The 24,785-nt window shown below is 69.1% G+C and carries 21 protein-coding genes; 10 read left to right on the top strand and 11 right to left on the bottom strand.

Going from position 1 to position 24,785, the window contains the following annotated elements:
- Nucleotides 1-15 precede the first annotated feature (15 nt).
- The 6 genes from ABD235_RS00895 to ABD235_RS00870 all read right to left on the bottom strand — a co-directional run bounded on the left by ABD235_RS00895 (nt 16) and on the right by ABD235_RS00870 (nt 6,580).
- Nucleotides 16-1,677, bottom strand: a complete 1,662-nt coding sequence (locus ABD235_RS00895) for a type 2 periplasmic-binding domain-containing protein (protein ID WP_344167745.1) — start codon at nt 1,675-1,677, stop codon at nt 16-18.
- Between the two features lie 27 nt (nt 1,678-1,704).
- Nucleotides 1,705-2,655, bottom strand: coding sequence for a carbohydrate ABC transporter permease (locus ABD235_RS00890; protein ID WP_344167742.1), 951 nt, complete (start codon nt 2,653-2,655; stop codon nt 1,705-1,707).
- Nucleotides 2,652-3,647: an ABC transporter permease gene (locus ABD235_RS00885; RefSeq protein WP_344167739.1), complete on the bottom strand. Its 996-nt coding sequence runs from the start codon at nt 3,645-3,647 to the stop codon at nt 2,652-2,654. The genes ABD235_RS00890 and ABD235_RS00885 overlap by 4 nt, the downstream gene beginning before the upstream one ends.
- A gap of 389 nt (nt 3,648-4,036) precedes the next feature.
- Entirely contained in the window at nt 4,037-5,032 is a 996-nt protein-coding gene (locus ABD235_RS00880) for a Gfo/Idh/MocA family protein (RefSeq protein WP_344167736.1), read from the bottom strand.
- 57 nt (nt 5,033-5,089) lie between these two features.
- Nucleotides 5,090-5,653 (bottom strand): GNAT family N-acetyltransferase, encoded by a 564-nt coding sequence (locus tag ABD235_RS00875; RefSeq protein ID WP_344167733.1) that lies wholly within the window; start codon nt 5,651-5,653, stop codon nt 5,090-5,092.
- A gap of 30 nt (nt 5,654-5,683) precedes the next feature.
- Nucleotides 5,684-6,580, bottom strand: a complete 897-nt coding sequence (locus ABD235_RS00870) for a phosphotransferase enzyme family protein (RefSeq protein WP_344167730.1) — start codon at nt 6,578-6,580, stop codon at nt 5,684-5,686.
- 52 nt (nt 6,581-6,632) lie between these two features.
- Between ABD235_RS00870 and ABD235_RS00865 the strand changes: the two genes are divergently transcribed.
- Nucleotides 6,633-6,992: a GNAT family N-acetyltransferase gene (locus ABD235_RS00865; RefSeq protein ID WP_344167727.1), complete on the top strand. Its 360-nt coding sequence runs from the start codon at nt 6,633-6,635 to the stop codon at nt 6,990-6,992.
- A gap of 83 nt (nt 6,993-7,075) precedes the next feature.
- A complete protein-coding gene (locus tag ABD235_RS00860; protein WP_344167724.1) occupies nt 7,076-7,471 on the top strand; it encodes a GNAT family N-acetyltransferase in 396 nt (131 codons plus the stop codon).
- A 127-nt stretch (nt 7,472-7,598) separates the two neighbouring features.
- Here ABD235_RS00860 and ABD235_RS00855 read toward each other — a convergent pair whose 3' ends face one another.
- Entirely contained in the window at nt 7,599-8,576 is a 978-nt protein-coding gene (locus ABD235_RS00855) for a TerC/Alx family metal homeostasis membrane protein (protein WP_344167721.1), read from the bottom strand.
- 250 nt (nt 8,577-8,826) lie between these two features.
- Complete coding sequence (locus tag ABD235_RS00850; RefSeq protein ID WP_344167718.1) at nt 8,827-9,735, bottom strand: helix-turn-helix transcriptional regulator; 909 nt, start codon at nt 9,733-9,735, stop codon at nt 8,827-8,829.
- Between the two features lie 71 nt (nt 9,736-9,806).
- Here ABD235_RS00850 and ABD235_RS00845 point away from each other — a divergent pair, with 71 nt between their 5' ends.
- Together ABD235_RS00845 and ABD235_RS00840 are read left to right on the top strand one after the other, a co-directional pair.
- The gene (locus ABD235_RS00845; RefSeq protein ID WP_344167715.1) at nt 9,807-11,189 is read left to right on the top strand and encodes an FAD-dependent oxidoreductase; all 1,383 of its coding nucleotides are present in this window, start codon (nt 9,807-9,809) and stop codon (nt 11,187-11,189) included.
- 142 nt (nt 11,190-11,331) lie between these two features.
- Nucleotides 11,332-13,395, top strand: a complete 2,064-nt coding sequence (locus ABD235_RS00840; RefSeq protein ID WP_344167712.1) for a PQQ-dependent sugar dehydrogenase — start codon at nt 11,332-11,334, stop codon at nt 13,393-13,395.
- 81 nt (nt 13,396-13,476) lie between these two features.
- On the opposite strand, the gene ABD235_RS00835 is transcribed toward ABD235_RS00840, so the two are convergent.
- On the bottom strand, nt 13,477-14,190 hold the full coding sequence (locus tag ABD235_RS00835; protein ID WP_344167709.1) for a transporter substrate-binding domain-containing protein: 714 nt from the start codon (nt 14,188-14,190) through the stop codon (nt 13,477-13,479).
- A gap of 248 nt (nt 14,191-14,438) precedes the next feature.
- Between ABD235_RS00835 and helR the strand changes: the two genes are divergently transcribed.
- Nucleotides 14,439-16,601: an RNA polymerase recycling motor ATPase HelR gene (gene helR, locus ABD235_RS00830; RefSeq protein WP_344167706.1), complete on the top strand. Its 2,163-nt coding sequence runs from the start codon at nt 14,439-14,441 to the stop codon at nt 16,599-16,601.
- 10 nt (nt 16,602-16,611) lie between these two features.
- On the top strand, nt 16,612-17,286 hold the full coding sequence (locus ABD235_RS00825) for a DNA alkylation repair protein (protein WP_344167703.1): 675 nt from the start codon (nt 16,612-16,614) through the stop codon (nt 17,284-17,286).
- A 42-nt stretch (nt 17,287-17,328) separates the two neighbouring features.
- Here ABD235_RS00825 and ABD235_RS00820 read toward each other — a convergent pair whose 3' ends face one another.
- Nucleotides 17,329-18,078: a VOC family protein gene (locus ABD235_RS00820; RefSeq protein ID WP_344167699.1), complete on the bottom strand. Its 750-nt coding sequence runs from the start codon at nt 18,076-18,078 to the stop codon at nt 17,329-17,331.
- Nucleotides 18,079-18,232: 154 nt separating this feature from the next.
- Between ABD235_RS00820 and ABD235_RS00815 the strand changes: the two genes are divergently transcribed.
- Nucleotides 18,233-19,168 carry an ATP-binding cassette domain-containing protein gene (locus ABD235_RS00815; protein ID WP_344167696.1) on the top strand — a complete coding sequence of 312 codons (936 nt, stop codon included), beginning with the start codon at nt 18,233-18,235 and terminating at the stop codon, nt 19,166-19,168.
- The gene (locus ABD235_RS00810) at nt 19,165-19,914 is read left to right on the top strand and encodes an ABC transporter permease (RefSeq protein WP_344167693.1); all 750 of its coding nucleotides are present in this window, start codon (nt 19,165-19,167) and stop codon (nt 19,912-19,914) included. The genes ABD235_RS00815 and ABD235_RS00810 overlap by 4 nt, the downstream gene beginning before the upstream one ends.
- Here the strand turns inward: ABD235_RS00810 and ABD235_RS00805 are convergent.
- Nucleotides 19,898-22,987 carry an AfsR/SARP family transcriptional regulator gene (locus tag ABD235_RS00805; RefSeq protein WP_344167690.1) on the bottom strand — a complete coding sequence of 1,030 codons (3,090 nt, stop codon included), beginning with the start codon at nt 22,985-22,987 and terminating at the stop codon, nt 19,898-19,900. The two genes, ABD235_RS00810 and ABD235_RS00805, sit on opposite strands and share 17 nt — an antisense overlap.
- Nucleotides 22,988-23,106: 119 nt before the next feature.
- On the opposite strand from ABD235_RS00805, the gene ABD235_RS00800 reads away from it, so the two are divergent.
- Both ABD235_RS00800 and ABD235_RS00795 read left to right on the top strand, forming a co-directional pair.
- Complete coding sequence (locus tag ABD235_RS00800; RefSeq protein WP_344167687.1) at nt 23,107-23,724, top strand: histidine phosphatase family protein; 618 nt, start codon at nt 23,107-23,109, stop codon at nt 23,722-23,724.
- A 103-nt stretch (nt 23,725-23,827) separates the two neighbouring features.
- Nucleotides 23,828-24,763 carry a LysR family transcriptional regulator gene (locus ABD235_RS00795; protein ID WP_344167684.1) on the top strand — a complete coding sequence of 312 codons (936 nt, stop codon included), beginning with the start codon at nt 23,828-23,830 and terminating at the stop codon, nt 24,761-24,763.
- Nucleotides 24,764-24,785 lie beyond the last annotated feature (22 nt).

Here is a 24,785-nt window from a genome sequence, read left to right as displayed (position 1 = left end):
TTCCTTCGGTTGCTGTTACTTGGCGCCGGACTTGTACTTGTCGTACGCCTGCTGGTTAATCTCCAGGAAGCGCGGCATGCCGGTGCTGTCCAGACCCTTGACGTAGGTGTCCCAGTCGGAGTCGATGTTCTTCGAACCGGTGATGAACGCCAGCTGGTTCTGGGTCACGTAGTTGTTCAGGTTGGTCTGCAGCGTGGCCAGCTCACCGCTCAGGCTCGGGTCCGGCCAGACCACGGCCTGCGGGTACACCTGCGCCCGGTCGCCGTGACCGTCGTACTGCTTGGTCGCCTGGAACAGCCGCCGCTCGTAGCCTGCGCCGGTGTAGATGTCGGTCGGGGTGACCTGCGCGTTCCGGAACGCGAGCACGTTGTGGTACTGCGCGAGCGCGCCCCAGCTGATGTTCTTCGGCGCGTTCTGGACCGGCTTGTACAGCGGCTTGGTGTCCTTGTCGAGGCCGACGTCACCAGGAGCGGGCTTGCTCCAGCCGACACCCTCGGGGCCGTTGTTGGTGATGATCTGGCCCTCGTCGGTGAAGATGTAGTCGAGCATCTTGATCGCGGCGACCTGCGCCTCCTTGCTGGCCTTGTTGGTCAGCATGAAGGTGTAGTTGAGCGTCGGCAGGTACTGCTCGCCGGCGTAGCTCTTGCCGTTCGGGCCGGTGAGCGGCGGGACCGCGTCGTACTGCTTGTCACGGCCGTCCTTGGAGTCGGACTGCACGAAGATGTACGGGTGCAGCATCGAGGCCGAGCCGATCCGGACCGCCTTCGGGTCGTTGCCCTGGGCCTGCAGCGCCGCCGCGTTCTGGGTGAACGCGCCCTGGTCGATCAGGCCCTCCTTGTAGAGGGAGGCGATGAACTTCAGGCCCTCGCGCCACTCCGGCGTGGTCAGCGGGGTGACCACCTTGTCGCCGTTCAGCGTGATCAGGCCCTGGACGCCGTTGTTCGCACCGACCGGCGGGTAGGCGTACGCGCCCATCAGGTACGAGATCAGGGTGCCGTCCTGGGTGTCCGCGGTCAGCGGGATCTCGTCGGCCTTGCCGTTGCCGTTCGGGTCCTGGGTCTTGAACGCCTTCAGGACCGTGCGCAGCTCCTCCGGCGTCTTCGGCTGCTGCAGGCCGAGCTTCTTCAGCCAGGTGGAGTTCATCCACAGCTTGTTCGGGAAGCTGCAGTGGTAGCAGTCGGCCCACTGCGGCAGCGCGTAGATGTGGCCGTCCGGAGTGGTCGACTCCTCCTTGTAGGCCTTGTTCTCGTCCAGGAACTTCTGGATGTTCGGGGCGTTGTCCTTGATCAGCTGCTCGAGCGGGATCGCGACGCCCTGCTGACCGAGCTTGAGCACCTCGGCCTTGCTGAAGCCGTCGACCCACGGGATCAGGAAGAACAGGTCCGGGTAGTCGCCGCTGGCCAGCGAGATCTGCCGCTTCTCCTTGGCCGGACCGGCGTCGAACGTGGTGGTCTGCCAGCGGAACTGCAGCTTGAACTTGTCGCTCATGATCTTGGTGACCGAGTTGGTGTCCAGGTTCATGGTCTGATCGGCCGGCGTGAAGACATCGATGATCGTCTTGCCGTCGGCCGTCGTCTCGTTGGCTGCTCCGTCGGACTTGTCGGAGCTGCACGCAGCCAGGGTGGCGAGCAGGCCGGCCGCGACGAGCGCGGTGACCGTGCGCACGGATGAGCGCATTGCGGTGTTCCTTTCTGGATGGGCTGTTCAGCCCTTGACTGCGCCGACCATCACGCCCTTGGTGAAGTGGCGGGCGACGAAGGGGTAGATGACCAGTACGGGCAGGCTCGAGATGACGATCAGCGCGTACTTCAAGACGTTGGCCAGCTGCTGCTGCTCGAGCTGCTGCGCCAGGTTGGTCGTGGTGGTCGACCCGGAGAGGGTGTTCAGGATCAGCACGTTGCGCAGCACGATCTGCAACGGGTAGAGGCCTGGGTCCTTCAGGTAGATCAGGGCGTCGAAGTAGCTGTTCCACTGGAAGATCGCGTACATCAAGGCGATGACCGCGATCACGGGCTTGGACAACGGGAGCACGATCGACCACAGGAAGCGCAGGTCGCTGGCGCCGTCGATGGTGGCGGCCTCGTAGAGCTCGTCGGGAATGGTCGAGCGGAAGAAGGTCCGCGCGATGATGACCTGCCAGACGCCGATCGCGCTCGGGATCACCATCGCCCAGCGGGTGTTCAGCATGCCGAGGTCCTGGACCACCAGGTACGTCGGGATCAGCCCGCCGGAGAACAGCATGGTGAAGATCAGCGCGCTCATGATCACGTTGCGGCCGAACAGCGTCTTGCGCGACAACGGGTAGGCGATCGCGATCGTCAGCGAGACGCTGATCAGCGTGCCGCCGATCGCGTAGATGAACGAGTTCAGGTAGCCCTTCATGATCAGGGGATCGCCGAAGGCCTCCTGGTAGGCCTTGATGCTCGGCTCGATCGGCCACAGCAGCACCCGGCCGGCGCTCACCGCCGACGCGCTGCTGAACGAGTTGGCGACGATGTAGATCAGCGGCAGCGCCACCGCGATCAGCGCGATCCAGAGCATGATCTTCACGCCGACCAGGAAGATCTTGTCGGTCCGGGTCTCCTCGATCGCGGTCCGCCGCGAGTCGGCCGGACCCCGTCCGGTCCGCCGGAGGTTCTGCACAGAGACGCTCATGACCACAGTCCGTTCCCGGTGATCCGCTTGGCGGCGAAGTTCACGACCACCAGCAGGACGAGGTTGACGACGGAGTTGAACAGCCCGATCGCGGTCGCCATCGAGAAGTCGGCGTTCAGCAGACCGGTCTTGTAGACGTAGGTGGCGATGATCTCGGCCTGCGACTGGTTCAGCGGGTTCTGCAGCAGGAACGCCTTCTCGAAGCCGATCGACATGATGTTGCCGACGCCGAGGATCAAGATGATCACCGCGGTCGGCATGATGCCGGGCAGGTCGACGTTGCGGATCCGCTGCAGCCGGCTGGCGCCGTCGATCCGGGCCGACTCGTGCAGCGCCGGGTCGATCCCGGCCAGCGCGGCCAGGTAGATCACCGCGGAGTACCCGGTGGTCTGCCAGACGTCGGACCAGACGTAGATGTGCCGGAAGTAGTCCGGGTTGCCGAGGAAGTCGACCTTCGGGATGCCGAACAGCCCGATCGCGTCGTTCACGAAGCCCAGCTGCGGCGACAGCACCAGGATCGTCATCGAGACCACGACCACGGTGGAGATGAAGTACGGCGCGTAGGTGACCAGCTGCACCGTCTTCTTGAACACCCCGACCCGGATCTCGTTCAGCGCGATCGCCAGGATGATCGGGATCGGGAAGCTGGCCAGCACGGTGTAGGCGGCCAGGAAGAACGTGTTCTTCACCAGGGTCCAGAACACCGGGTTCTGGAAGAACAGTTCGAAGTTCCGGAAACCGACCCAGTCGCTGCCCCACGGCCCCTTGATCGGGCTGTAGTCCTTGAACGCGATCACCGCGTTGGAGATCGGGACGTACTTGAAGATCACGAAGTACGCGAGCGGCAGCACCATCAGCAGGTACAGCTGCCAGTGCCGGCGGAAGCTGCGGCCGGCCGCGGCCCGGCGGGTCGGCCGCCGGCGCACGGTGGCCACCGCCTGGGGCACCACCGACGCCGGTGGTGCCGGGTTCACCTCGATCGTTGAACTCACTCCCGAATCCCTTTCCTGGTCCTGCACGTGCTGTGACGGCTTGCGCACCGCTCGCAGTGGAACCGATATCCGATAGGATCTCGGAACTCTTCTCCGGGAGAATGACACAGAACGCGGCGTTGCGGAAGAGCCATTACGGCGGTCGATACCCGATGTTGACCAAGGCGGCGAAACCCCAAGTTTGCAAGGGGTTCACGCGATTGCCCAAGGCATCGAACTGTTCCGGGAACGGCGAACAGACCCACCGGTGGCACCAGCGGGTCCGGGCAGTACGGTCAACCGGAGCGGAGGCGTTCTGAGCGGCTGCCTCCGGTCCGGACCAGTTTGTTTCTCACGTTAACTATGTCGCAGTCAACTGCTTTCCGCCGACCATGTCAAGACTTTGCGGTTCAGCCCCCGAGCACCTCGGCGAGCTCGACCCGGCGGCGCTCGGTGGCCGACCGGACCGCGGCCTCGACCATCGCCAGCGACAGAACGTTGCTGCGCGCATCGGCCTGCGACGGCGCACCGGTCCGCACGCAGGCGACGAACTCGGCCAGCGAGCCGGCGGTCTGCTCGGGGGCTTCGCCGACCGCGACCGACCGCAGCGGATCACCGGTCGTGGGCGCGTCGTCGCCGTCCCACAACGCCGTACCGCGCTCGCCGCTCACTCGCCAGCGGCTGTTCCAGGAGGTCTCCTGCCCTGGCGCGACCCAGCTGCCGTGGAAGACGAAGCGCGCACCGCCGGGGAACTCGAAGATCGCGGTCGCGGCCGCGTCACCGGCGAACCAGCTCCAGCCGGGGTTGTACGACTCGCAGTACACGCTGACCGGATCGGCGCCGAGCAGGGCCCGGGCCGAGTCGAACTGGTGGATCGCCATGTCGACCAGCAGCGGGTACGGCATCTCCTCGCGAAAGCCGCCGAAGTGCGGCGCCTTGGCGAACTCGCACGACACGCTCGCGATCCGGCCGAGCTCGCCGGTCGCCTGCTTCAGCGCCGCGAACTGGTTGAGGTACCGGCGGGACTGGCTGATCATCAGCAGCTTCCCGGTCTCCTCGGCGACGCCCGCAATGTACTGCGCGTCGGCGACGGTCGGCGCGATCGGCTTCTCACAGAGCACCGGCAGGCCGGCTCGCAGGGCTTCCTCGTTGACCGCGTTGTGCGCGCCCGGCACGGTCACGTTGACCACGGCGTCGGCGCCGGTCACGTCCTTCAGGTCGGTCAGCGTGCGGGCCACCGGCACCAGCGCGGCCAGCTCGTTCTCGCTCACTTGCTGCGCCAGGTCGAGATCGAGATCCACCAGTCCGACCAGCTCCGCGTCCGGGGAGTTGGCGATCGTGTGCAGCCAGGTCCGGCCCATCGCGCCCGCCCCGACCTGAAGTATGCGCAACGGCGCGTCCGGCATGACGACTCTCCTGGCGGGCTCCGGTAAATGGGCAGCGCTCAGTATGTCAGGACTTGGTCAGTCCGTCGCGAGCCGGGCGTGGCTGTGGGCGTCGTGCCAGCCGTCGGCGTGCAGCATCGACCCACGCAGCGTGCCCTCGAGGGGAAATCCCGCTGTCGTGGCGACGCGGCACGAGCCTTCGTTGTGCACCGAGTGCTCGATCGACAGCCGGCGCAACCGCAGCGACCCGAAGCACCAGTCGGTCAGCGTGTGGACAGCCTGCCCGGCCAAGCCCCGTCCGCGCGCGGACGGCACCACCCAGTACGAGAGGTGCGCCTTGGCCTCGGCGAGATCGAGACCCCGCAGCCCGATCTGCCCCAGCGCCTGGTCGTCGTCTCCCACGATCGCCCAACTGGCGGCCTCCTCCGCGGCCCAGCGCCGCGGCCACTGAGCGATCCACTCCAGCGCCTCGGCGTCGTCGTCGATCCGCAGGACGTGCCAGCGTTGGGTGTCGGAGTCGCTGAAGGCTTCACGGACCGCCGCAGCGTCGCCGTCGCGCCAGGGCCGCAGCCCCGGCATCGCCGGCTGAGGCAGGTCCCGCACGGTCCCCGCCGGCAGCGCGGGCTCACTCAGTCTCGGCACAGCCGAAGTATCGCGGGCGGCGGCGCTGCTTCACCAGCCGGTCCGGTCCAGCTGCTTCTCGATCTCCTCGAGGTTGAAGACGCCGGTGTGCCGGCCGGTCCACAGCTCGGCCATCACCATGTTGATCCGGAAGATCCGCTCCAGCGGCTCGATCGCGGCGATCTCCCCGGCGGACAACGGGATTCCGAGCTCGGTCGCCTGCTGCTGGTACGCCGTGAGCAGCTCCGGTGAACGGTGCACCCTCGCCATCACGAACTCCCAGCTCCGGCTGTCGAGGTGCGCCAGGTCGAAGTCGATCACGCCCAGCGGCTCGAAGTGCACGTTCCACTCGGCGAAGTCGCCGTGCACGATCGTCCGCGGCAGATCCAGCAAGTTGCGCTCGGCAACGAGTTTGAGGCCGCCGGCCATCGCGCGGTCGGCCCGGTCGGCGAGATCCGGACGCCGCGGCCGCAGCGCGGCAACCCCCGGTGCCCAGTCCTGGAAGTTGCCCATCGCCACCAGGTCGCACCCCTGGAAGAATCCCTCCCGCTGCGGAAGGTCGATCTCGAGATCGCGCAGCTCCGCGTGCAGCCGCGCCAGCACCGCACCCCGCTCGGCCCGCTGCTCGGGCGTCTCGTCGCGCCGCGCCTGCCCCGGTACGAAACGCGTCGCGGCCCACAGCCGCCCGTCGTACTGGACCGGACCGGCGACCGTGCTCGGCACTTCCCACCCCCGGTTCGTGAGATGCGCGAGCACCTTCGCCTCGAACAGCAGGTCCAGCTCGGTGCGCAGCACGTGGTAGCGCCGGAGGACGACACACTCCCCGGCGTCAGTCCACAGGAACCAGACGCCGTTGCCGGGATCGCCCGGATCGGTGCGCTGGATCTCCTCGAGCTTCTCGACCGCCAGACCGAGCAGGGCAGCGACGTCGTACGGCGAGCTGGGCATCGGGCCATTATCCAGCTGCGCACCGGCCGCCGCACCGGGATAATCGGCGCCCATGGACCTGCGCGCGCTCGCGGTGACCGACGGCGTCGACGCCGTCCGGGCCGGCTTCACTCCGGAATTTGTTGCCCTGGACAACGACAAGCTGATCGGCTGCACGGCGATGCGGTGGTGGGACGAGTCCGACGGCACCCGGCTCTACCTGCTGCTCGGCTGGGTCGAACCGGTCTTCCGCGGCCGCGGCTACGGACGCGAGATCCTCGCCTGGCAGGAAGCCCAAGCCCGCGACCACCTCGCCGCCAATCCCACCGACGGCACCGCCTGTACGGCGGCAACACCCGCGAGCACGACCCGTCCGTCGAAGCGCTCCTGCAGGCGGCCGGCTACCAGGTCGCCTTCACCCGCGTTCACCTGACGCTCGACCTCGACGGCGCGCCGCTCACCGATCTGCCGCCCGGCCTCGAGCTCCGCGCCGCTTCCTCCGACCAGCATCGCGTCGTGTTCGAGGCCAACGCGGAGGTGTTCAGCGATCGCAGCCTCGGCTACGTCCAGGACACCTTCGAGGAGTTCGAGCGCGAGGCCGCCGACGACTTCCCCGACCACGAGCTGTGGACGCTCGCGTACGACGGCGACCAGCTGGCCGGGTGGGTGATCAGCGCCGAGGAGGAGGACGGTGTCGCCGACACTCCGTGGGTCGGCGTGCGCCCGGCGTACCGGTGTCAGGGCCTGGCGTCGGCGCTGCTGCGCGCCAACCACGCCCAGCTCCTCGACCACGGCATCACGACCAGCGGCATCTGGACCCTGGCGGAGAACCCGACCGGCAGCATCGCGCTCTACGAGTCGCTGGGCTACCGCGAGGACACCCGGCAGCCGCGGTACCGCAAACCCGTCTAGAACGCGAAAGACCTGACCCGACCATCACGGGGGAACGGCCGGGCCAGGCACTTCGATGGTACCCCTGCGGGCAGGGATCATTCGGGTGAATCACGGGCGAAAACAACGGTTTTCGCGGCTCGGTGGGTCAGTCCGCCTCGGTCTCCAGCCGGCGCCGGTCGTAGCCGGACTTGACCAGGCTGGCGACGGTGGTGACGAACAGGGTGCCGGCGATGAAACCGAGCGAGGTCGCGATGCCGATGTGCGGCAGGTGGATCGCGCCGATGTCGTCGATGTGCGAGCCGTGCAGCGCCTCGACGATCAGCTTGACGCCGATGAACGCGAGGATCACCGACAGCCCGACGTTGAGGTAGATCACCCGCTCGAGCAGGCCGCCGATCAGGAAGTACAGCTGACGCAGGCCCATCAGCGCGAACGCGTTCGCGGTCAGCACGATGTAGGCGTCCTGGGTGAGCCCGAAGATGGCCGGGATCGAGTCGAGCGCGAAGATCACGTTCGCCATCCCGATCGCGGAGATCACGATCACCAGCGGGGTGAGCATCCGGCGGCCGTCGACCCGGGTGACCAGCTTGCTGCCGTCGTAGTCGTGGGTCAGCGGGAGGATCCTGCGCATCCCGCGGATGACGACGTTCTCCTGGAAGTCCTGCTCGTCGTTCTCGCCTTCCAGCGCGAGCTTGACCGCGGTGTAGACCAGGAACGCGCCGAAGATGTAGAACACCCAGCTGGCCGCCGAGATCGCGGCCGCACCGGCCAGGATGAAGACCGCGCGGAGCAGCATCGAGACCACGATGCCGATGTAGAGCACCTTGTCCTGGGCCAGCGACGGCACCGCGAACCGGGCCATGATGATCACGAACACGAACAGGTTGTCGACGCTCAGGCTGTACTCGGTGATGTAGCCGGCCACGAACTCACCCCCGCTCGCGCCGGGACTGAAGACGAACAGGCCGACCGCGAACAGCGCCGCCAGACCGATGTAGAACAGCACCCAGCGGGTGGCGTCCTTGATCGTGACGGTGTGCTTGCGGCGGGCGATCACCACGAGGTCGAAGGCGACGATCGCCAGCAACCCGACGATCGTGAGCACCCAGACGGCAGGGGACATGACTGAGACCATGACGGTTCCTCCGGACGACGACAGACAGCACTGGTCCGGAGGTCTCTTCCGCCCGGGCGTAAGCTCACGCCCGGACCGGCAGCACCGGGTCGGCCGCCCAGGCCTTCCGTGATGACGACACTGCCGTTGCGGGTCCCGGTCGAAGCGGGGCCCGGGGGAATACTCCCCTCCACGTTCCTATTCTATTAGGTGCCAATGGTATACGGCATACCGCCCAATCGGCCAGTGGGGACCGCGCTCACGGCGTCGGCCCGAGTCGGCGGAACCGGCCCGGCGTGCTGCCGGTGGCCTGCTGGAAGGCCCGACTGAACGCCGATTCCGACTGGTAGCCGACCTGGGCCGCGACCGTCGCCACGGTCAGCTCGTCGCGACCGAGCAGATCGGCCGCGACCATCATCCGGATCCGGGTGACGAGCGCGTTCACCGTCGTCCCGGTGTGCTTGCCGAAGTGCCGGACGAACGTGGCGCGCGACATCGCCGCCACCTGCGCGAGCCGCTCGACCGACCAGTCCGCGCCTGGCTCCCGCAGTACGGCGTCGATCGCTCCCGCGATCCGTGGGTCCTCGACGGCTGTCCACAGCGGCGCCGGGGCCAACTCCCCCGCGGACCGGCGCAGGATCATCGCCAGCAAGGCCTCGCACAGACTGGTCAGGATCGCACCGGCGCCCGGACCGGGGCTGCCGGCCTCGCCGCGCATCATCGTGCACAACGCGCGGACGGCGGCGTCGTCGTCGGCCAGCGACACGATCAACGGGTCCGGCAGGCTGCGGAACAGCATCACGCCCGCCGCGGATCCCGGCGTGTAGTACCCGCAGAACAGGTCGATGACCGGCTCCCCGCCGGCCTGACTCCGCAGCGTCCCGAACGCCGGGCCCGGCGCGTCGACCACTCCGCGCAGCGGCTCGATCCCTTCGGTGCGGACGAAGTGCGGCGGACTCCCCGGCAGGATCACCGCCTCCCCCGCCCGCAACGGGAACGAGCCCGACGGGGCCTCGAAGGCGCACTCGCCGTCGAGCAGCAGGTGGAACGTCGCATCCGTCTCGCCGTACGCCGGAACCTTCATCTCGGTCGCGCCGGCGAGCAGGCAGCGCTTGTCGAGGGTGGCCTGCAGGTCGGCCAGCGCGAGCAGGTGAGTGATCGAGTCCATGAGACGATACGCCCGAAATCTGAGTTGAGAACGACTGGTCCGTCTCAAGCGTAGCGACCGACACTACGGCTATGACCTCAGAGAACCTCCTCCAGGCCGATGTCGTCGTGATCGGCTTCGGCAAGGGCGGCAAGATCGCCGCCGGCACCCTGGGCCGCCTCGGACGCCGCGTCGTCCTGATCGAGCGGTCCGACCAGATGTACGGCGGCACCTGCCCGAACGTGGGCTGCGTCCCGACCAAGGCGCTGGTGCACCGCTCCGGCCAGCGCCGCGCGAACGACCCACCTCAGGAGTGGTTCGAGCGGGCGGTCGGCGAGGTCCAGGCGATCACCTCGGCGTTCCGGGCCGGCAACTTCGAGGCCCTCGACGGCGCGGAGACGATCACCTTGATCACCGGTGAGGCGTCGTTCGTCGACCCGCACACGATCGCGGTCGAGACCGGCGCCGGCCGGGTCGAGGTGCGTGGCGAGACGATCCTGATCAACACCGGCTCGGAGCCGGTGATCCCGGACATCCCGGGGCTGCGGGACAGCCCGCTGACGGTGACGAACGTCGACCTGATCCACACCACCCACCTGCCGGACCGGCTGGTGGTGATCGGCGGCGGCTACCTGGGGATCGAGTTCGCCTCGATCTACCGCCGGTTCGGGGCGCAGGTGACCGTGCTCGAGGCGTCGCCGCGGATTCTCGGCCGCGAGGACGACGACATCGCGGCCGTCGCCGAGCGGATCCTGACCGACGAGGGCGTCCGGATCGTGCCCGGTGCGCGGGTGCTGGAGATCCGCGGCGACGACACGGTGGTGTACGAGAAGGACGGTCGCGAGCACACGCTGAGCGCCGACGCGATCCTGTCCGCGACCGGGCGACGGCCGGCGACGGCGGCGCTGAGGCTGGACAACGCCGGGGTCCGGACGACGGCGAGCGGCGCAGTCGAGGTCGACGAGTACCTGCGGACGGCGCAGCCGCACATCTTCGCGCTCGGCGACGTCAACGGTGGGCCGCAGTTCACCTACATCTCGCTCGACGACAGCCGGATCGTGCTCGACCAGTTGATCGGCGACGGCAAGCGGACCACGACCGACCGGGTCGCCGTACCGCAGACGCTGTTCATGTCGCCGCCGCTGGCGACGGTCGGGCTGACCGAGAAGGCGGCCCGGGCGGCCGGGCACCGGATCAAGGTCGGGTACCAGGCGGTCGCCGACATCGTCGCGATGCCGCGGGCGTACATCGTCGAGGAGACCCGGGGCGCGATGAAGTTCGTGATCGACCTCGACACCGACCAGATCCTCGGCGCGGCGCTGCTCAGCGTCGACGCGCAGGAGCTGATCAACGTGGTGGCGCTGGCGATGCGGCAGGGCGTGACGGCGAGCGCGTTGCAGAGCTCGATCTTCACCCATCCGTCCTCGACCGAGGCGTTCAACGACGTGATCGGTGCGGTGGTCCGCTCGGACTGAGCCGTGGCAGGCGCATTCCGGCATCTTGACAGCGGCTCACCGACGGTGGTGTGATCGGCGCGGATAGTTAGGAAACCTTCCTGCCTATCAGTGTTGGCTCCTCTGCTGCTCCTCCCGCCCCAGGAAGTCAGGAGACCGCCCGATGAGGCTTCGTTCTGCCCGGCGTACGGCGGTGGCAGGTCTGACCGCCGTCGCCGTGACGCTCGCGCTCGCCGCTCCCTCCGCGGTCGCGGCGCCCACCGACTACCAGGCCGAGAACGCGCTGATCTCGCAGGGCGTGGTCGAGTCGAACCACGCCGGCTTCACCGGGAGCGGCTTCGTCAACTTCGACAACCTGGTCGGCAGCTACGTCGAGTGGACCGTCCAGTCCCCTACCGCCGGCCCGGCCGACGTCACCCTGCGGTACGCGAACGGTACGACGGCCGCCCGGCCGCTCGACTTCACCGTGAACGGCGTCGCCGGCGCGGTCGGGATCACCTTCCCCGGCACCGGCGCGTGGACGAACTGGCAGACCAAGACGGTCCGGTTGTCCTTGGTGGCCGGGAGCAACAAGATCCGCGCCCGCGCGACCACCGCCGACGGCGGCCCGAACGCCGACAAGCTGACGGTCAACCCGACCAGCGACGACACGCAGCCGCCGTCCGCGCCGAGCAACCTTGCCGTCAGCAACATCAAGTCGAACGCGGCAACGTTCAGCTGGTCGGCGGCGAGCGACAACGTCGGCGTCGTCCGGTACGAGATCAACCGCGGCGGCAACGTGCTCAAGGTGGTGGACGCGAACACGCTGACCGCAACCGTCGACACGTTGACCTCCAACACGGCGTACGACGTGTCGGTCGGTGCGTTCGATGCCGCCGGCAACGCGTCGCAGCAGAGCAACGTCGTCACGTTCACCACACCGGTCAGCGGCGACACCCAGCCGCCGACCGTCCCGGGCAACCTGCGGTCGACCGGCGCCACGGCGAACAGCGTCTCGCTGGCCTGGAACGCCTCGACCGACAACAGCGGCAGCGTCGCCGGGTACGACGTGTACCAGGGCAGCACGCTGGTCTCCAGCACTGGTTCGCTCACCGCGACCGTGACGAACCTGACCGCCAACACGGCGTACACGTTCACCGTGAAGGCGCGTGACCCCGACGGCAACGCGTCCGGGCCGAGCAACGCGGTGACCGTCCGGACCGGCGGTGGTGGGACGGGCGGCATCCCGGAGTACGAGCGGGACATCGCGCGGGTCGACCTCGGCTGGAGCGTCGCGTTCCTGCCGGACGGGTCGGGCTCGGCGCTGGTCACCGAGCGGGACCGGTTCGAGCTCCTGCTGGTGTCGTCGACCGGGCAGAAGACCACGCTGGGCAAGGTGCCTGGTGCGGTCACGACCACCGGCGAGGGTGGGCTGCTCGGCCTCGCGCTGTCGCCGAACTTCAGCACCGACCACTGGGTGTACCTCTACCACACGGCCGCGAACGACAACCGGATCGTGCGGATGAAGTACGAGAACGGCGTCCTCGCGACGACGTCGGAGCCGGTGCTCACCGGACTGGCGAAGAACCGGTACCACAACGGCGGCCGGATCCGGTTCGGTCCGGACGGCAAGCTGTACGCCGCGGTCGGTGACGCGAAGAACTCCGGCAACTCGCAGAACCGCGGCTCACTGAACGGCAAGATCCTGCGGATCAACCCCGACGGTACGGCGCCGAGCGACAACCCGTTCGTCAGCGACGGCGGCAACGCGCGCTACGTGTGGGGCCTCGGCTTCCGCAACCCGCAAGGGCTCGCGTGGGACTCGCGCGGTCAACTGTGGGCGGCGGAGTTCGGCGAGAACAGCCAGGACGAGCTGAACCTCGTGCAGAAGGGCGGCAACTACGGCTGGCCCGCCTGCGAGGGCACGATCGGCGACTGCGGCGGGTACATCGCGCCGAAGCGGACCTGGTCCACCTCCCAGGCCGGACCGAGCGGCGTGGAGATCGTCAACGACTGGATCTACGTCGCCGGCGTCACCGGGCGGCAGCTGTGGGTCACCCAGATCAATGCCGCAGGCAACGGTGTGGGCACTCCCCAAGCCCTGTTCGCGGGCCGCTGGGGACGCCTGCGCAGCATCACCAAGACCCCCGACGGCGCCCTGTGGCTGACCTCGACGAACAACGACATGAACGGCGGTTCGCCCACCACGATCGACAACTACATCGTCCGCCTGAAGTTCCCCGGCTGACCCCGAACTCCAGGGGCCCTTCCGAACTGCCCTCGGAGGGGCCCCTGGCTTCCGTGTTCCCGCTGACCCCTGCCGTGACCGCTAGTCGCTGAGCGGGGCGACCTGGGCGTCGAGGCGGCCGGAGGCCTTCAGGGACGCGGCGACGAAACCCGTCGCTTTGAGGTTCTCGATCTGGTCGGTGAGCCAGATGGTGGTGTCCGCGTGGCGTTTGGGGGTGCAGACGGCCTGGCGGATCTCCATGAAGCGGGCCGGGACGACGCGGGTGCCGGGGGTGCGGGCGGCGAACTCCTCGACCGGCTTGCGGATGCCGGCGCCGGCGTCGAGGGAGTCGGTGTGGAAGAGGTCGACGCCTTCGGCGCCGCGGACGATCGTGGCGTGCTTCAGGGTGCGGGTGAGGAACAGGTCGTACGCCGAGCCCTCCTTCACGCCGACCCGGATGCCGGGACGGTCGACCTCGGCGGGAGTGGTGATCGGCGAGTCCGCGGGCACGACGTACACGCCCTCGATGATCACGTACGGCGTGGTGAAGGCGACCTGGCCGGCGCGGGCCGGTTCGATGGCGAGGAAGCCCAGGTCGGCGCGCCCGTCGGTCAGCGCCTCGAACGACTCGCGAGCCGCCTGGAAGCAGACGAACTCGACCGGCAGCTCGAGCCGGCGCGCGAGCTCGCGGGCGAGGTCGACGGTCACACCGCCCGGCTGCTCGGGCGTGCCCTGGGCGAGCACCGGGTTGCCGAGGTTGATCGACGCGCGGAGCACGCCGGTGGGAGCCAGGTCGTCACGGACGTCGATCGTCATGCTCGCGACTCTATCCCCGGCCGTCCCGACGCCGAGGTCAACGGCGCCGCCGCGAGCTCGAGCTTGCCTCAGGCAACATGCTGCGGCTGCTCAGGCGGCCGTCATCACAGCGGACACAAAAAAAGCGACAAGGAAATGTTCTCCTTGCCACTACTAACTTATAGCGCACAGGGGGACTTGCCGCAAGGCCCCGTTGGTGGCTCACAATCATCGACCGAACCAACTTTTCGGTACAGAAACGGAGCCCCATGTCTGTGGGAACGACCAGCGCCTTCGACCTCGCCGGCCACCCCGCCAAGAACGACCCGGCGCTGATCGGGCGCGACGAGCAGCACTTCGCGGCGATCGCCGCCAGCCTCGACAAGTCGATCACCGAGCTGTCCGAGCGTCTGGACGAGATCCGCAAGTCCCCGGGCGGCACGGGGCAGGAGGCTCTGGATCGTGACCTGGAGATCCATCGGCTGACCTCGCGCCTGCGCACGTTGCGCCGGTTCGGCCTCGACCTGTGCCTCGGCCAGATGGTCGGCACCGACGGCGAGCCCGTGTACGTCGGGCGGCTCGGCCTGACCGACACCGACGGGCGCCGGCTGCTGATCGACTGGCGCTCCCCCGCCGCCGAGCCGTTCTTCGGCGCGACCCACGCGAAGCCGATGGACCTGGTCTTCCGCCGCCGGTACCGGTGGACCCGCGGCCGGATCAGCGACTACTGGGACGAGGTGTTCACCGCCGACGGGTTCGAAGGGCACGCGGCGGCGCTCGACGACCAGTCGGCGTTCATCGCGAGCCTCGGCAGCAACCGCTCGGACCGGATGCGCGACGTGCTGGGCACGATCCAGTCCGACCAGGACGCGATCATTCGCGCGAGCTCGCGCGGGGCGCTCGTCGTCGACGGTGGTCCCGGGACCGGCAAGACCGTCGTCGCGCTGCACCGGTCGGCGTACCTGTTGTACTCCGATCCGCGCTTGGAGCAGCGGCGGGGCGGCGTCCTGTTCATCGGTCCTCACCAGCCGTACCTGGCCTACGTCTCCGACGTCCTGCCGAGCCTCGGCGAGGAAGGCGTGCAGACCTGCACCTTGCGGGACTTGCTGCCCGAAGGTGCGACCGCAGGTCCGGAAATCGATCCCGAAGTCCTGCGGCTGAAGTCGACGGCCCGGATGGTCGAGGCGATCGAGCCCGCGGCCGCGCTGTACGAGGAGCCGCCGACCAAGCCTCTGGTCGTCGAGACCGACTGGGCCGACCTCTACCTGAGCGTCAGCGACTGGGCCGAGGCCTTCGGCTCGGTCGACGCCGGTACGCCGCACAACGAGGGGCGCGACGTGGCGTGGGAGGAGCTGCTCACGATCCTGCTGGACAAGCTCGACGAGGACGACGAGGAGATCTCGCTCGACCAGGTCCGCCGCTCGTTGCAGCGGAACGAAGTACTGCGTGACACGTTCGACCGGGCCTGGCCGCTGCTCGAGCCGACCGACCTGGTCGCGGACCTGTGGTCCGTACCGGCGTACCTGCGCCGCTGTGCTCCCTGGCTGGAGCCCGACGAGGTCCGGCTGCTGCAGCGTGACGACCCGTACGCGTGGACCGTCGCCGACCTGCCACTGCTCGATGCCGCCCGGCAGCGGCTCGGTGACCCGGAGTCGTCCCGGCGCAAGCGTCGCCAGCGCGCCGTCGCCGCCGCCGAGCGCGAGCGGATGTCCGAGGTGATCGACCGGCTCCGCCAGGCTGACGACGGCGAGGGGCTCGTGCAGAGCCTCGTCCACGGCGACCTTCAGGAGGCGCTGATCGACGAGGGCGCACTGCCGACGCCGGACCCCGACGAGCTGGCCGGGCCGTTCGCGCACATCGTCGTCGACGAGGCGCAGGAGCTGACCGACGCCGAGTGGCAGATGCTCCTGCTGCGCAACCCGTCCCGCAGCTTCACCATCGTCGGCGATCGCGCCCAGGCCCGCCACGGCTTCACCGAGACCTGGGAGGAGCGGCTGCACCGCGTCGGCCTGGACCGGGTCCAGCTGGCCGGCCTGACCGTCAACTACCGCACGCCGTCGGAGATCATGACCGAGGCCGAGCCGGTCATCCGCGCCGTCCTTCCCGACGCGAACGTCCCGACCTCGATCCGCGACAGCGGCCGGCCCGTTGTCTACGGCAACCTCGACGCCCGCGACCGGATCCTCGAGGAGTGGATGGCCGAGCACCCCGATTCCGTCGCCTGCGTCATCGGCGACCCAACCTTCGAGGGGACCGCGAAGGTCCGCTCACTGACGCCGATCCTCGCCAAGGGCCTCGAGTTCGACCTGGTCGTGCTGGTCGACCCGGAGTCGTTCGGCGAGGGCATCGAGGGCGCGGTCGACCGGTACGTCGCCATGACCCGGGCGACGCAGCAACTCGTCGTACTGGAGTCGAAAGCCGCAGAACAGTAGCGTTGATCGGGTGACTGACACCGCTCTGGCCAACGTACTGGACGAGTTGGCTGCGCTCGAGGATCCGAAGGTTCGGGCGGTCAACGAGAAGCACGGTGATGATCACGGCGTGAACCTCACCAAGCTGCGTGCGGTCGCCAAGCGGCTGAAGACGCAGCATGACCTGGCGCGGGATCTCTGGACGACCGGAGATCCTGCCGCCAGGCTGCTCGCGTTGCTGATCTGCCGACCGAAAGCTTTCGAGCGGGCCGAGCTGGACGCCATGATCCGCGAGCCGATCAGCCCGAAGGCGCACGACTGGCTGGTCAACTACGTCGTCAAGAAGAGCCCGTACGCCGAGGAGCTGCGCCGTACGTGGTTCGCCGACCCGGACCCGGTCGTCGCGAGTGCCGGCTGGGCGCTCACCACCGAGCGCGTCACCAAGAGCCCCGACGACCTCGACCTCCCGGGCCTGCTCGACACCATCGAGTCGGACATGAAGGACGCGCCCGCCCGCCTGCAGTGGGCGATGAACCACTGCCTCGCCCAGATCGGCATCGACCACCCCGATCTCCGCGCCCGCGCGCTGCAGATCGGCGAACGCCTCGAAGTGCTGAAGGACTACCCCACCCCACCCGGCTGCACTTCGCCGTACGCGCCGGCCTGGATCACCGAGATCGTCCGCCGCCAGGAAGCTGTCTCCTGAGCACACCCGCGGACCCGCGGGTGCAGGTGCCGGCCGCCGCGCCTACTTCGCGCTGCCCAGTGGCGTGAGCAGGCAGAACTCGTTGCCTTCCGGGTCGGTGAAGACCGTCCACGGGACGTCGCCCTGGCCGATGTCGAGGTCGGTGGCGCCGAGGGCCCGGAGGCGGTCTGCTTCTGCGGCGTGGTCGTCGCCGGCGTACGGGCGGAGGTCCACGTGGATGCGGTTCAGGCCGCTCTTCGCGTCATCCACTCGCAGGAACTCCAGGTACGGCCCGACGCCCTCGGCCGAGCGCAGGGACGCCGTGTCGTCCGTCACCTCGTGCACCACCCAGTCCATCGCCTCGCCCCAGAACCGGGCCATCGCGCGGGGGTCCACGCAGTCGACCACGACCGCGGCCATCGGCCCGGTGTCGCGGTAGAGGTCGCGGGGCTCCAGGACGCAGAACTCGTTGCCCTCCGGGTCGGCCAGCACCGTCCACGGGACGTCACCCTGGCCGATGTCCGCGGGCGTCGCCCCGAGCGCTCGGAGCCGCGCGGTCAGTTCCGCCTGGTGCTCCGCGGAGGTGGTCGCGAGATCGAGGTGGACCCGGTTCTTCACCGTCTTGGGTGCCGGCACGGTGAGTACGTCGATGCAGACGGCCGTCGCGTTCGGGTACTCGAAGCCCTTCGGCTCGACGTTCGTCTCGTCGGAGTTGTCGGCGGTGACCTCCCAGCCGAGCGCCTCCGCCCAGAACCGCCCGAGCGCGGACTTGTCCTGGGCCTTCACCGAGATCTGCACCAGCCGGGTCGCCATGACACGGGATCCTAAGCCGCGGCCCGGGCCGAGTCAGGTCGCGCCCGGGCCGCGTCAGGCCGCGGCCGGGCCGCATCAGGCCGCGGCCGGAGCGTGTCAGGCCGTGTCAGGACCGTGGCGGGGCGGTGTCAGCGGCCGCGGCGAAGGTACTCGCATGACAAGCACAGCGATCGCGGTCTCGGGGCTGCGGAAGGCGTTCAAGGACAAGGTCGTGCTGGACGGCATCGATCTGGAGGTGCCGGCCGGGTCGATCTTCTCGCTGCTCGGGCCGAACGGCGCCGGCAAGACGACGACGGTCAACGTGCTGACGACGTTGATCCAGGCCGACGGCGGCACGGCGCGGGTCGCCGGGTACGACGTCCAGGGCGACGCCAAGGCGGTCCGGGCAGCGATCGGCGTGACCGGGCAGTTCGCGGCCGTGGACGAGCTGCTGACCGGCCGGGAGAACCTGCAACTGATGGTCGACCTCAGCAACAGCCCGGTCGACGGCAAGGTCGTCGACGAGCTGCTCGAGCGGTTCGACCTGACCGGGTCCGCGGACAAGCCGGTCTCGACGTACTCGGGCGGGATGAGCCGCAAGCTCGACCTGGCGATGACGCTGGTCGGGAACCCGCAGATCATCTTCCTGGACGAGCCGACGACCGGCCTCGACCCGCGCAGCCGCCGGACGATGTGGACGATCATCCGTGAGCTCGTGGCGGACGGCGTGACGGTCTTCCTCACCACGCAGTACCTCGAGGAAGCCGACCAGCTCGCCGACCGGATCGCTGTCCTGGACCAAGGCCGACTCGTTGCCCAAGGCACCCCCGACGAGCTGAAGCGTCAGCTCCCCGGCACCCACGTCCGCCTGCGGTTCACCAGCACCGACGAGCTCGACGCCGCCGCGGCGCTGTTCCCCGAGGGCACCCGTGACGACGAGTCGCTGGCCCTCAAGGTGCCGAGCGACGGTGGTACGAAGTCGCTGCGCGGCGTGCTCGACCGGCTCGACGAGTACGAGCTGAGCGCCGAGGAGTTCTCCGTCCACACCCCCGATCTCGACGACGTGTTCCTCGCCCTCACCGGCCACACCACGGAGGTAGTCGCATCATGAGCGCCAAGTCCCACTCCCTCGTCATGCTGCAGCGCGACTTCCGGCACGTTGCCCGCAACCCGACGTCGGTCTTCAACGCGGTGCTGATGCCGGTGATCATGCTGTTCATGTTCGTGTACGTGCTCGGCGACGCGTTCAGCGTCGGGGTCGACTACATCGACTACGCGACGCCGGGCATGATGCTGCTGGCGATCTGCTACGGACTCGGCGGTACGGCGGTCGCGGTGAACGCCGACATGACCAAGGGCATCATCAACCGGTTCAAGGTGATGGACGTTCCGCGGCACGCGGTCCTGACCGGCAAGGTCGTCGCCAGCGTGCTGACCAATCTGATCGCGATCGCGGCGCTGACCGGCGTCGCCTTCCTGCTCGGCTTCAGCCCGTCGGCGAGTTTCGTCGACTGGCTCGGGGTGATCGGCCTGGTCCTGCTGCTCGGGTTCGCGACCGCCTGGCTGACCGTCGCCCTGGGCCTGGCCGCGAAGTCGCCGGAGACGGCCGCGTTCGCCGCCGTACCGCTGATCATGCTGCCGTTCTTCAGCAGCGCGATCGTCCCGGCGGACAAGATGGGACCGGGGATCAAGCAGTTCGCGCAGTACCAGCCGTTCACGCCGATCATCGAGACCCTGCGCGGTTTCCTGAACGGCACGCCGCAGACGAGTGACGCGGTGACCGCGCTGGCCTGGTGCCTCGGGATCGCGCTGGTCGGCTACCTGTGGGCGTCGGCCACGTTCAAGAAGCGAGCGTGACCGCGAACAGCTGATCCCAGCTGCTCTCCCGGCCGGCCTGAGCCGCCTCGGCGTACCGTACGCCGCCGAGGCGGCTTCGCAGCGTCTGCTCGATCCGCGCCTCGTCCGGCAACGAACGATCCGGCAACCCCCGTACGGCGGTACTCGCCGCGAGCAGCTTCGCGGCGAGCTCGTCCTGGTCGCGGCGCAGGGCGAGGTTCGCCAGCCCGACGAGAACGCCCGCGATCACGGGCGCGTGCCCGGTCGCGGACGCCGCCTCGCAGGCCGCGGCCAGGTGCTCTTTCGCGTCACCCAGATCCTCGGCGAGGTAGGCGAGCAGCGTCGCGGTCGTCGCGATGACGTGTGGCTGCTTCGCCTCGTCACCCAGCAGCGCGGTCAGGAGCCCGATCTGCCGCAGTGCCTCGTCGGCGTCACCGGCCCAGCGGGCCAGCTCCGCCCTCGACAACGCCACCAGGGCCAGCGATCCAGGCCAGTTGACCCGGTCGGCGTACCGCTGCGCTTCGGCCATCGCGGCCTCGCCGGCCTCGGTGTCGCCGAGCAACCAGTACAGCTGGGCCTGGCGCGCGCGCATCCGGACCGCGTCGTCGACGGACCCGAGTTCGGTGACCACGGCAACGGCTTCGTCGTAGTACGCGCACGCACGGGCGAACTCGCCGCGGACGGCGATCCGCTCCGCCAGCTCGGTGATCGCGAACGAGATCCCGAACCGCTCGCCGATGGCCCGGAACTCCGTGACCGCCAGTTCGAGCTGGGCGTCGGCCTCGAAGCTGCCGTCGCCCAGCACCCCGCGCATCTTGCCCAGCTGCAGCCGGCCCATCGCGCGCACCCACGGGTCCTCGCTGCCGAGCATCGGCTCCCACGCGGACAGGATGTCGCCGGGCGACCGCAGCATGTGCTCCAGCGGCGCGATCAGCGCCAGGACCGGATTGGCGAGCTGCGTGCGCTGACTGATCCGGTACGCCTCGTGGATCCACTCCTCGGCGTGGTGCTCGTCGCCCGGCCCGGTGTTGAGGAACGTCACGACGATGACGTACACCATCGCCTTGACGTCGTCGGTCACCTCGCCGGGCGTCCTGGTGGCGGCCATCACCAAGTCGTTGCCCTCGGCCTTGTTCCCGCCGAGCCACCAGTACAGGCCGGCGGCGGCCGCGAGCCGCATCGCGCTCTGCGCCTCACCGGCGGCGATCGCACCGCGCATCGCGGCGCTGAGGTTGTCGTGATCGGCCGCGAGCGTCGCCAGCCATTCCAGCTGCTCGGTACGGCGGAGGTACGGCTCGGCGGTCTCCGCGAGCTCGGTGAAGTACGCGAGATGCGCGTGCCGCGCGCTGACTACCTCATCGGCCTCGGCCAGCCGTTGAACGCCGTACTCCCTGATCGTGCCCAGCAACCGGTACTTGTCGCCGTCGGCAACGACCAGCGACTTCTCGGTGAGTGCCGTGAGCAACTCCAGCACCTGCCACGACTCAACGGTCTCGCCGGCGCAGACGCGTTCGGCCGCCTCCAGGGTGGCACCGCCGGCGAACACCGAAAGCCTGCGCAGAACGGCGCGTTCGGCGTCGCTGAGCAGCTCCCAGCTCCAGTCGATCACCGCGCGGAGCGTTCGCTGCCTCGGCAGCGCCGTACGGCTGCCGCCGGTGAGCAACCGGAAGATGTCGTCGAGGCGGTCCGCGAGCTGGGCCAGCGACATCGTGCGCAGCCGGGCCGCGGCGAGCTCGATCGCCAGGGGCATGCCGTCGAGCGCTCGGCAGACGCGAGCCATGGTCTGTACGTCGCCGGGTTCCTTGCCGACGGCACCTGCTCGGTCGCGGAGCAGCCGGACGGCGGCGGAGGCTTCGATCTCGTCGTCGCCGGCATGCTGCGCAGGCAAGGTGAGCGGCAGGACCCGCCACAGGGCTTCGCCGGTGATGCCGAGCGATTCCCGGCTGGTCGCGATGATCCGCAGCCGGGGGCATTCGCCGAGCACGCGGTGGGCGAACGCGGCGGCGGACTCGATCACGTGCTCGCAGTTGTCGAGGACCAGCAGCGCCTCGCGGTCGCGGAACGCGGTCACGAACCTGTCGGTCGGCTCGAGGTCCGTCGGTTCGCCGAGCAAGCCGTCGCGGAGACCGAGTGCGGCGAGGGCCGCCTGGGCGACGTCGCTGTCGACGCCGATGGGCGCCAGTTCGACCATCCAGACGCCGTCGGGGAGCTCTTCCATCAGAGTCCGGGCGGTTTCCGTCGCCAACCTGGTCTTGCCTGCGCCGCCCGGCCCGACCAGCGTGGTCAGCCGATGCCCGGTGACCAGCTCGCGAACCTTGCGGAGATCCGACTCCTTGCCGACGTAGCTGCTCAGCTCGGCCCGCAGGTTGGTCCTCCGCTCCTGCGGCTTCCGACCCATCTCGCCGCGCAGCAGAGCGACGTGCACCGCCGACAACTCCGGCGACGGATCGACGCCCAGCTCGTCGGCGAGCGCCTGCCGCGTCCGCTCGAAGACCTGCAGCGCGTCGGCATTGCGCCCGGCCGCGGCGAGGGACCGCATCAGCGCGGCGACCAGCCGTTCGCGGACCGGGTTGGCGGCGACGAGGTCGGTCAGTTCCGGCACCAGCTCGGCGTCGCTCTGCGCGTCGTACCGGTCCTCCAGGGCGATCAGGCGGAGGTCCTCGAGCCGCGTGACGGCAGCGTCGTACGCCGTACTGTCCTGCAGCCCGATGTCCTGCAGCGCCGCGCCGCGCCACAGCCCGAGCGCCTCGCCCAGCAGCGCCGGATCCTTGCGGGCCCGGCTGACCAGCCGCTCGAACCTGACGGCGTCGACCGCGTCGGGCTCGATCGCCAGCTTGTACCCCTCCGGATGTCCCTCGACCGCACCTTCCGGAAGCGCCTTGCGCAGCCGCGAAACCAAGCGCTGCAAGGCGTTCGCGGCCTCCGCGGGCGGGTTCTCACCCCAGATCCAGTCGACCAGCGTCCCCTTCGGAACCACCTGTCCCGGCCGGAGCGCGAGTGCGACCAGCAACCCACGCAACCGAGCACCCGGTACGTCGGCGACGGCACCGTCACCGATCCGCACCTCGAACGGCCCGAGCATCGCGATCTGCACCCGCTGATCTTGCCACGCGAAAGTTCCTCCCTGTCCCTCAGCCGCTTGCGGCCCGGCAGGGCAAGCTGGTCAGCGTCGTACGCCTGCTCCCTGTCTCCCCACGATCACGAGGCCCTCCGTTGAGAACCCTGTACGTCGTCACCCACCCCGAGGCCACCCACCACGTCGACCGAGTCGTCGGCGGCCAGTTCGACTCCGAGCTCACCGCCCACGGTCACCGCCAGGCCGACGCGATCGCCGACCGCCTGGCCGAGCTGGTCCCACCCCACGCCGACCTCTTCAGCTCAGACCTCAAACGCACCGCCCAAACCGCGCAAGCCATCGCCACCAAGCTCGGCCTCGGCCCGGTCCTCATGACCGACCTCCGCGAGAAGTCGTACGGCGAAGCCGGCGGCAAACCCCAGCAATGGCTGAACGACCGCTTCGTCTACCCACCCGCCGAAGGCGAACGGCTGCACCACGACGAAGGCATCCCCGGCGCCGAAACCCGGGCCGACCTCGCCCACCGCGCCTACCGGGCCCTCGACCAGATCCTCGCCCGCGACACCACTCACCAAATCATCGTCACCCACGGCACGGCGCTGACCTTCCTCATCTGCGCCTGGCTGCGCTTTCCCCTCGATTCCGCCGGCTACGCGTCCTTCCGCTCCACCAGCGGAGGCATCACGACCCTCCAGGAAGACGACCGCTACCACTACCGAACGGTCGAGTCCCTGAACGACACCACCCACCTCTGACCGCCGAGCGGCTCGACGCCTGATCCTGCGATCGCTCATACTCGGTGTTCAGGCAGGCTGAGCGATTGTTCGCCGTGGTTGAACACCAAAGGTGAGGGGTGCTGTGGAGCGTCAGGAGATCGAGACGTTCCTCGTGCTGTGCGAAGAGCTGCACTTCGGCCGCACCGCCAAGCGCCTCCGGATCTCGCCGGCCCGCGTCACCCAGCTCGTCCAGAAGATCGAGCGCCGGATCGGCGCGGCCCTGTTCGAGCGAAACACGCGCGGCGTGACGCTGACCGACCTCGGGCGGCAGTTCCAGCGCGAGCTCGCCCCCGCGCACGAGGCCGTCGAGCAGGTCGTCCAGCGAACCATCCAGGCCGCCAAAAGCGTCGACGGCGAACTGCGGCTGGGCTTCCTCGGTACGGCGAACGGACGGCACCTGGTCGAGCTCGCCCGGCTCTTCGAAGCGCGCCGGTCCGGATCCACCGTGCGTGTGGTGCTGGAGGCGGAGGTCGGCGACCACCTGCGGCCGCTGCGGGAAGATCGAGCCGACATCCTCGCCGTACCGCTGCCTGTCCGTGAGGACGGCGTGGTGGTCGGACCGGTGGTCCTGCGCGAGTCCTTGCTGATGGCCGTCCCCGAGGGGCACCCGATCGCACTCCGGGGTTACGCGACGATGGAGGACCTCGCCGACAACCCGGTCGTCGTCGCCGCCGGCGACCCGGAGTCGTACTGGATCGACTTCTTCGTACCGCGCCAGGCGCCGTCAGGACGGCCGATCGAACGCACGCACCTCGTCGAGAGCCTCCAGGCAGGCGTCGCGCTGGTGATGGCCGGCCAGGGCATCGGGGTGATCCTCGCGCAGTTCGCGCAGTACAACCAGCACCCCGGGATCGCCTACACGCCGATCGAGAACGGGCCGCCGGTCGCGTCGGCGCTGATCTGGCGGGCCGACCGCGAGACCGAGCTCATCCGCGAGTTCGCGCGGCTCGCCGAGGCCCACGGACCGGTGATCCTCGACTGGCCCGCCGCCGAGGAGCGGCGCCGACCGACCGGGTAGTGCGGACCTGCGCAACAATCCT

It is taken from the genome of Kribbella lupini, assembly GCF_039529595.1.
Lineage (GTDB): Bacteria > Actinomycetota > Actinomycetes > Propionibacteriales > Kribbellaceae > Kribbella > Kribbella lupini.
The sequence above is the reverse complement of the archived record's forward strand: the minus strand, read 5'-3'. Positions and strand labels throughout refer to the sequence as shown.